We start from the raw sequence: 7,087 nt of genomic DNA on the forward strand, positions 1-7,087 counted from the left end.
TCACGGCTGAAGCCCCCGGTGCCGCACACACCGGGGGCTTCACTGGTTCATATCCATGTCCAGCACCCAACAGCTCACGATAGAAGCCGGACAGTTCAGCAGCGCCGGCCGGAAACCGGTCAACCAGGATTTCCACGGCCTGTTGATACCCGACAATCATCAGCGCCACAGCAAAGGCATTGCGGCGGTGATCGCCGACGGCATCAGCTCCAGCAATGTCAGCCAGGAGGCCAGTGAAGCGGCGGTGGCAGGCTTCCTGAGCGACTACTACTCGACCCCCGAGAGCTGGTCGGTGAAACAGTCGGCCGAACGGGTAGTTCGGGCCACCAATGCCTGGCTGCACGCCCAGACCCGGCAAAGCCGTTATCGCTACGACCAGGACCGGGGCTACGTCTGCACCTTCAGTGCCCTGGTGCTGAAATCCGCAACGGCGCACCTGTTTCATGTAGGAGACGCCCGGATTTACCGGCTTCAGGGCAACACCCTGGAACAATTCACGACCGACCACCGGGTCTGGCTTTCGGCCGAGGAAAGCTGCCTGAACCGGGCCCTGGGGCTGAGCCCGCAACTGGACATCGAATATCGCAGTGTCGCCCTGCACCGGAACGACGTATTTCTGATGATGACCGATGGTGTATACGAACAACTGTCTGCAGGGGATATCACCAGATGCCTTGCAGACTGCGGGGACAATCTGGATCACGCTGCCCGGGCATTGGCGAACCTGGCACTGGAGCGGGGAAGTGAGGATAACCTGACCGTTCAGGTACTGCGCGTACTCCAGTTACCCTCTCGGACACAGGACGTCAGCGCCCAGGAGACCTATCGCGAACTGCCCTTCGCGCCCGAGCCCGTACCCGGACAGGTGCTGGACGGGTACCGGATCATCCGGGCCCTGCACATCAGTAGCCGAAGCCACGTTTACCTGGCCGTGGATGAAAGTTCCGGGAAGCAAGTCGCAATCAAGTTTCCCGCCATGGAGTTACGACAGTACCCGGACGAACTGGAGCGATTTGCCACCGAACGCTGGATTGCCCAGCGCGTGCAGAGCCCCCATGTGGTCGCCATCTTTGCCCCGGAGCGCCCGCAAAGTTGCCTGTACCTGGCCACTGACTATGTGGAAGGCTGTACCTTGCGGCAATGGATGCTTGACCACCCTCAGCCAGACCTGGAAACCGTGCGACAACTGGCCGAGCAGATTATCCGGGGACTCAGGGCCTTTCACCGGCTGGAAATGGTGCATCAGGACCTGAAACCGGAAAATGTCCTGATCACACCCGATGGCCAGGCCATGCTGGTCGATTTCGGAGCTACCCGGGTCGCCGGTCTTGAAGAAGCCGGCAAACCTGCCACCGACTATCCGGTTGGCGCAGCCCTCTACTCAGCGCCGGAACTGTTTCTGGGCGAGCCGGGTACCTGGCAGTCGGACCAGTTCGCCCTGGGCGTGATTGTTTATCAGCTGTTGACCGGGCACCTGCCCTACCACACCGATGTACCCCGCATCCGCACTCGCAAACAACTGCGGGCTCTGACATACCGGCCAGCCAGGGCCTGGCGCGAAGACCTGCCGCCTTGGCTGGATGCCACCCTGGCCCGGGCCACCCACCCGGAACCCCATCGTCGCTACCCGGCGTTATCGGAACTGCTCTACGAACTCCGACACCCCGGGCAGGACTGGCGTGCCCGTCACCATCCGCCGCTCATGGAACGGCATCCGGTGCGTTTCTGGCAAGGCGTCTCGGCCCTGCTTCTGCTGGCGCTATTAACTTCCCTGGCCGGAGGCTCCTGGATCTGAGCTCCGGGCCATTTCTTGCCCGGCCAGCAAAAGCTCGCCCGTACGCCAGGCAACGCGTTGCCCGAAGGCACTCAGGAAACGCCACAACAACACATAACTATATGTTTTATATGCGAATTAAAAAACTGGCACGGGGATTGTTATCAGTTACGCCGTCCAGGGAACAACCTTGGGACACTCACTCACACATTGTCATGGAGCAGACTATGCCAACTCCTTGTTATATCAGCATCGAAGGTAAAACTCAGGGCAACATCACCGCCGGCGCATTCACTTCCGATTCTGTAGGCAACATCTACGTTGAAGGTCACGAAGACGAAGTGCTGGTTCAGGAATTCAGCCACGTTGTCACCGTTCCGACTGACCCCCAATCCGGTCAGCCTTCCGGCCAGCGCGTGCACAAGCCGTTCAAGTTCACTTCCGCCCTGAACAAAGCCACCCCGCTGATGTACAACGCCCTGGCTTCCGGCGAAATGCTGCCGAAAGTAGAGCTCAAGTGGTACCGCACTTCCGTAGAAGGCAAGCAGGAGCACTTCTTCTCCACCATCCTGGAAGATGCCACCATCATCGACATCAACTGCAACATGCCCCACTGCCAGGACGCTGCCAACGCGGACTTCACCCAGCTGGTAACCGTTTCCCTGTCCTACCGCAAGGTAACCTGGGAGCATGCCGTTGCCGGTACTTCCGGTGCGGACGACTGGCGCTCGCCAATCGAAGCCTGATTTTTCAGGTTCGATCCTCGGAAAACGGCTGGCCTTCGGGCCGGCCGTTTTTGTTTCCGGGCTTCATTGTCAGGAACAAACCATTGTGTAAACATACACAACAAAATCGCTAACACTCTGTGTGGCATTTATCGTCAGGCCGGCTGGGACTGGAGGTAAACGTGCTTTATCCCGTATACGTACACAAGGGCGACGACGAGCACGCCCACGGCGCAGAAATTCCGGACTTCCCCGGCTGTTTTTCCGCTGCCGACCAATGGCAGGAGTTGCCGGGAAAAATCCAGGAGGCCATTGAGCTTTACTGCGAAGACGAAGACATGGAGCTTCCCTCGCCGTCCTCCCTGGACGACCTGATGAATAACCGTGACTATCAGGGTGGTCTCTGGATGATGGTGGATATAGACGTTAACCGCTTGAAAACCCGATCTGTCCGCCTTAACGTCAGCCTTCCGGAAGGCCTGTTGCGTCGCATTGACGAGGAGGCCCGGAGCAGACATATGAGCCGGTCAGCCTTTTTGGCAATGACGGCTCGCAAAGAACTGGAAGCCCGTTAACTCGTGACATCTTCACTCCCCGAATTTACAAAGACACTCGGCACTCTCATGTGCCAGGCCACCCGGGACATTCTATGGGCGCCGGCTGCAAGCTGGGTTCGAAAACAGAACCAGTGTGCAGGACTGGTGCTGCGCGTAGGCTCCGGGCAAGCCACTTACCACCGTTATGATCCCCGCAAGAAGCAACACTTGATCACCTACGGGGCCAGGATGATTGCCGCCAAGCACCAACCGGAAACCGCCCAGGGCTGGTTATCCACCCGGGAAATCCGTGGCCGGGGGTATTTTGACGGTGAAGTAAGCGTGCTGAACCTGCTGGCGCACACCTGCTGCCACGAGTTTGCCCATTTGTTGCAGCACAGCGCCGGGCAGCGGCATTACGGCTCGGTGCATAACCGGCATTTCTATGAAGCGCTGGATGAGTTGCACCACAGCGGTGCCGCAAACGCCACCCGGCTATACCTTGCGGAACAGGCCAGCGGCTGCGGGATCGAGCTATCCGCCGGGCCCTTTGAGTTTCCGAGTCCCACTGCGGAGCATCGGCACTGGCAGGTGGGGGATTCAGTGGTATTCGACGACGGCAGACGCGAAATTCAAGGCCAGGTGGTGCGCGTTAACCGCAAGACTTGCACCGTGACTGTCAGCCAGCATGCCCGGATCCTTCGTTACCGGGTGCCGCTGTCGCTGCTTCGGCGGGCTGCTGCGGCCTGACTCAGGCGGGTTCCCGGGCCCCGGTGCGAGCAAGCAGGTCCTGTATCTCCGGAAGGCAGGAGCCACAGTTGGTACCACACTTCAGGTGCTCGCCCAGTGCCTCCGGGCTGGCCATGCCCTGCTCAATGGCTTGGGCAATCTGGTGCTCACCCACGCCAAAACAGGTGCAGATAATCGGCCCCGCCGCCTCGCCTTCCACCGTCCCTGCTGCCAGTAACGACCGGCGTTGTTCCGGCCCCAGCTCACCGCTGCCGAAGCAACTGTCCAGCCAGTCCAGATCCGGCATGGTCTGAGCACAGGGTTCAACCAGTAACACGGCATCCAGTCGATCGCCGCTGAGCCAGGCGGCTCGGTAACGCTGCCTGGCGCGGTCCTCCATCACCATTTCCGGTTCCCGGGAAAAACACCCTTGCCCCCAGTCACCCCAGTTCATGTCATGGCCACCGGCGAACCACCAGCTGTGACTGTGGGGCAAGCGCTGGCGGCTCCAGTAGACAAGGGCAGTGGTGTCCAATGAAACATCGCTGGCATCATTCAACATCAGCTTCGCCTGCCAGCAAGTCACCAGGGGCCGGATTGTCGCCACCCCGTGCTTGCCTTCTGGCTGGCCGGAGATGGGGTCCACAACCGGCCGGATCAGGCTGGAGGCCAGGGCGGCAGAGGCAAACCGGCCATTCCAGTGAATGGGCACAAACACTTCACCGGTACGCTGCCCGGTGCTGGCCCGCACCCGACCAACGTAACCGGCACCGCCCTGCCCACGCAGCAACGCCAGCGCGCCTTCCGTCAGGCCAAAGTTGGCAATATCCGCCGGGTGCAGCTCAATAAAGGGCTCGCTGCGATGGGCAAGCAGTCTGGGGGCCACGACCGTTCGGGTCATGGTGTGCCATTGGTCCCGGATTCGCCCGGTATTCACCACCAGTGGATACCGGGGGCTCGGTTGCTGCCCGGGCGGCAAACTGGACACAGGCACCAACCGGGCCCGGCCATCCGGCGTAGGGAACCTGCCGTGCGAAAACAGCCGGCGGGTTTGCATCCAGGCTCCTGGATTGCCATCCGTAACCGGCCACTGCACCGGCGCCAGTTCGTCGTACTCCTTGTCACTGAGCTGAGACAACGCCGAAATATTGAACACACGCTCGCCCCCGTTTCCATAACCGGACAACGCAGCATGTTCACGAAAAATATCGGCCGGGGAACGGTAGTCGAAGGCTTGGGCATGGCCAAGGGCCCAGGCAACATCCCGCATAATCTGCCAATCCGGCCGGACCTTCTCCGGCAGGGATAGAAACCGCCGTTGGCGCGAAATGCGACGCTCCGAATTAGTCACCGTTCCATCTTTCTCGCCCCAGCCGGCAGCCGGCAAGAGGATATCGGCAAACTGCGTGGTATCGGTCTGAGCCACACAGTCCGAAACGATCAACGTCTGGCAACGGGACAGTGCCTGGTGAATCCGGTCAGTGTCCGGCAGGCTGACTGCGGGGTTGGTTCCCATTACCCAGAGCACACGGATCTCACCCCGGTGAACCGCCTCGAACAACTCCACGGCTTTATGGCCAGGCCCCTTGGCCATCTGCTCGCTGTGCCAGAAATCCGAGACCCGGAGCATGGCGCCCGGGGTGTCATAATCCATATGGGCTGCCAGGGTATTGGCGAGCCCGCCGACCTCACGACCACCCATGGCATTGGGCTGCCCGGTTAACGAAAACGGGCTCGCACCCGGTAGGCCCACCCGCCCGGTAGCCAGATGGCAGTTAATGATGGCATTGGCTTTGTCGGTACCGGCGACCGACTGATTAATACCCTGGGAAAAAGCGGTCACAGTGCGCCCGGTGTCTGCAAACCACTCATAGAAGCACCGTACATCTTCTGCTGCCAGATCGCAGCCGCTGGCCACCGCTTGCACAGAAGGGGCACAGGACCGGGCGATCGCCAGGGTTTCCTCGAAACCGTTACAGTGCTTTGCAATATAGTCATCCGCCAGCGCTTCATGATCCTGCAGCCAGACCAGCAAGCCATTGAACAACAGGGTGTCTGTTCCGGGGCGAAGCTGAAGGTGCAGGTCCGCCAGGTCGGTCGTTGCTGTCTTTCTGGGATCGATGACCACCACTCTCCGTCCCTGACGACCTGCCGCACTCATCCGCTGGTACAGCACCGGGTGGGCCCAGGCGGCGTTGCTGCCCGCAAGCACCAGCAAGTCCGCCAGCTCAAGATCCTCGTAGCAGCCCGGGACACAGTCCTCGCCAAAGGCACGCTTGTGGGCCGCAACGGCCGAGGACATGCACAGTCTGGAATTGGTATCCACATGCGGAGTGCCGATAAAGCCCTTGGCCAGCTTGTTGGCAACGTAATAATCCTCCGTGAGCAACTGCCCGGAGAGATAGAAAGCCACCGACTCCGGACCATGCTCCCGCACCGATTCAGAAATGGCCCCGGCTATCCGGTCAATGGCCTCAGCCCACGTCACCTCACGCCCCCCGACCTTTGGCTCCAACAACCGGTTCGGATCCTCCAGCGTCTCGTGCAAGGCAGAGCCCTTGACGCAAAGCCGGCCGCCATTAGCCGGATGCAGGCGATCGCCCCCGACATAGCCGGAGGTGGCCAGCACACCGCAGCCAACACCACAGTAGGGGCAGGTGGTGGCAATAGAGTCCGTTGGGGTGTCGTGGTGTTTCATGCTGTTCCTCGCTTTTAACCAAAAAAACCCGCCTCCCGGGTTCTGTTTCCAGAGCCGGGGGCGGGCTTCGTTGCCTGAGTTGTCTGTCTTTAAAGAAAGCAATTAGGAGGCCAGTGCACGCTTTGATGCCTGTAAGGGCCTTGAATGCCGCATGGTGCGCAGGTTGAAGCCAGGCTGCACCGTTAAAAAGATCCCGTGGAAAGCCTCTCGATTGGTGTTCACCTTGGTGCAATTGTCCATTTTCTGCACCAAAACCACCCCGGCACAGAACCGGGCGCCCCTGCCTGAACGACCAGAGATCCCGCAACCTACTGAAATATATGAATAGTTCCAAATGGCACGGCTTGTGCTGAGTAATTACCTGAATCAGTGACTTCGCTCGCCAATATACCCGTCAAGCCCACCTCTGCGCCAACAAGAGGCGATAACTGGGTGAGATTCTGACTTTGAGGTCTGGAAGCAAAGAGCGGGAGCAACCGATGGTCCGAGATTGGTTGATAAATAACCAGCATGCAGTGTTTAGGCAATAGCGGGCTGTCCCGGCAGAGGATTCCGGGAGGATTGTTTTTTGCCAGTGGTTGAGTTGGCCTATCCGGCGGAAGCAAGGCCCCGATAAAGATCGCGG

The 7,087-nt window shown here is 60.0% G+C and carries 6 protein-coding genes; 4 read left to right on the forward strand and 2 right to left on the reverse strand.

Annotated elements, in window-relative coordinates; all coding sequences use genetic code 11:
- The first annotated feature begins 55 nt into the window (after window positions 1-55).
- From AC13DJ_RS08805 to AC13DJ_RS08820, 4 genes are all read left to right on the forward strand, one after another.
- The gene (locus tag AC13DJ_RS08805; protein ID WP_482934122.1) at window positions 56-1,795 is read left to right on the forward strand and encodes a bifunctional protein-serine/threonine kinase/phosphatase; all 1,740 of its coding nucleotides are present in this window, start codon (window positions 56-58) and stop codon (window positions 1,793-1,795) included.
- A gap of 206 nt (window positions 1,796-2,001) precedes the next feature.
- Window positions 2,002-2,520, forward strand: coding sequence for an Hcp family type VI secretion system effector (locus tag AC13DJ_RS08810; protein WP_474540150.1), 519 nt, complete (start codon window positions 2,002-2,004; stop codon window positions 2,518-2,520).
- A gap of 161 nt (window positions 2,521-2,681) precedes the next feature.
- Entirely contained in the window at window positions 2,682-3,074 is a 393-nt protein-coding gene (locus tag AC13DJ_RS08815) for a type II toxin-antitoxin system HicB family antitoxin (RefSeq protein ID WP_094624551.1), read from the forward strand.
- Window positions 3,075-3,122: 48 nt separating this feature from the next.
- Window positions 3,123-3,785, forward strand: a complete 663-nt coding sequence (locus AC13DJ_RS08820) for a hypothetical protein (protein WP_474543556.1) — start codon at window positions 3,123-3,125, stop codon at window positions 3,783-3,785.
- A 1-nt stretch (window position 3,786) separates the two neighbouring features.
- Here AC13DJ_RS08820 and AC13DJ_RS08825 read toward each other — a convergent pair whose 3' ends face one another.
- Together AC13DJ_RS08825 and AC13DJ_RS08830 are read right to left on the reverse strand one after the other, a co-directional pair.
- On the reverse strand, window positions 3,787-6,462 hold the full coding sequence (locus tag AC13DJ_RS08825) for a nitrate reductase (protein WP_474540916.1): 2,676 nt from the start codon (window positions 6,460-6,462) through the stop codon (window positions 3,787-3,789).
- A 308-nt stretch (window positions 6,463-6,770) separates the two neighbouring features.
- A partial coding sequence (locus tag AC13DJ_RS08830; RefSeq protein ID WP_482934123.1) for a hypothetical protein occupies window positions 6,771-7,087 on the reverse strand: 317 nt, incomplete at its 5' end.

The organism is Marinobacter sp. L-46, from assembly GCF_056859535.1.